Raw genomic sequence first — 1,494 nt, forward strand, 5'->3', positions numbered from 1 at the left:
GCCTTACATTCCTCAATCGTCCAACGATGCCGATCATGATTCGATTCGATAGCCTCAACCGATTCCAGACCAATACGCCGGATTAGCTCCACTCTGTACGGAACGATATTCCCTGATTTGTGCTGGTTGCAGACAATGCACTGCCGATGAATATTGCGTTCATCAAATCGGAGTTGAGATGCTGCTATCGTTGTCCGGTAATGACCTGCATCCCATTGAGACGATGTAAACGTGCCACAGGAGACACACGGCAGGTCTCTGTCTCGTTCTCTGATGTAGGCGTTTACGGCTCGTTGGGCTTGTTGAATCCAATAACTGCGGGGTTTTACTGCTAGGCGTCTGGTTTTGTGTTTGTCGCGGGCTTCCACTTCTTTTTGTCGTCGTTCTCGTTCTAGTTTCTGTCTGGCTTTTTCGTATTTCTTATCTTGCCGTCGCATTCCTAATTCTGCGCCATGTTCCGGGCTACACCACCATACATGGTCATATTTGGGGTAAAACCATTCGCGGCAGATTTCACATTTTCTCCGTCTCAGATTTTTCATTTCTTCTTAAATCTCCTGTCACAATCGGATTTCCATTTGTTCAGGTTATCAATGACTATTTGCGGCTTACCTGCTTTGTACTTCCTGATATACCGCTTACAATTGAAATACAATCCGATACCAAATACCCAGAATATGAGTGGATAAATAAACACAAAAAATAAACCGGACAGAGCTATGATGATTACAGCGACCATTTGTCTAATTTCTAAATCCAACAATTCATCCCATATATTCATTGGTACACTGAAATATCTACACCCAGCCACGGACAGGCAATCAATAATATTGAAATCATATCCAGCCACTGCCGCCCATATTGGTCTATCCAGAAAGTGCTTGAAAGTTATCACTGTTCCTGCCTCCGCTTGAGCTAAATTCTGTGACCGTAATAATTCAGCGCGTATCGTGTCTCAGTGAGTTTTACGCCCTGATATACAGCCCATGCCTGTGAATATTCAATTAAACTGCTCATGCGCTTTATGCCCATTCTGGCGGTGCTTTCTCTTGCCAGTGGCACCAGCTCACCTTCCAGCCCTGCGATTATCTGTCCCTCTTTCCCGGTCGCTTTTGCATGACCGGAGACGAAAATACATTTCCATTCCTGTGTACTCCATGTATCACCAGACCACTCAATACCCTGTTTAGAGACGTCACCACATAACGCATGGAACTTGTCGTTCTGCGGTAGGGTTCGGCTTGAGTCTGAGATAGTGATTTGAATGGGAAATTCGTCGTTGAGTGGGAGTTGGTCGAGTACAGCTTTCAGGTTATCGAGTATTCGCACATTCCGTAGCAGGAATGCTTGCTTATCCATTCCTAACCTCCGTTATAACCCCTCATGAGTTGCATTTTCTGCACACCAGTTCTGCATTTCTGCGCTATCAATTTGTGGATTGTATGCACATGGCGGCTCTACTTTTGATTTGTAACCAGCCCACCAATACCAGCC

2 protein-coding genes are annotated in these 1,494 nt (G+C 45.2%); both read right to left on the minus strand.

Annotation, left to right across the window (positions count from 1 at the left end; translation table 11 throughout):
* Window positions 1-542 (minus strand): recombination protein NinG (locus PSI22_RS21085; protein ID WP_273581436.1); only part of this gene is annotated, 542 nt, incomplete at its 3' end.
* Window positions 543-915: 373 nt separating this feature from the next.
* Complete coding sequence (locus PSI22_RS21090; RefSeq protein ID WP_273581437.1) at window positions 916-1,359, minus strand: recombination protein NinB; 444 nt, start codon at window positions 1,357-1,359, stop codon at window positions 916-918.
* Between the last annotated feature and the right edge of the window lie 135 nt (window positions 1,360-1,494).

It is taken from the genome of Xenorhabdus aichiensis (assembly GCF_028598775.1).
Lineage (GTDB): Bacteria > Pseudomonadota > Gammaproteobacteria > Enterobacterales > Enterobacteriaceae > Xenorhabdus > Xenorhabdus bovienii.

Excerpts from the sequence above, each read along its gene's own strand:
- PSI22_RS21090 (WP_273581437.1), bottom strand. The coding sequence starts at position 1,359 with ATGGATAAGCAAGCATTCCTGCTACGGAATGTGCGAATACTCGATAAC.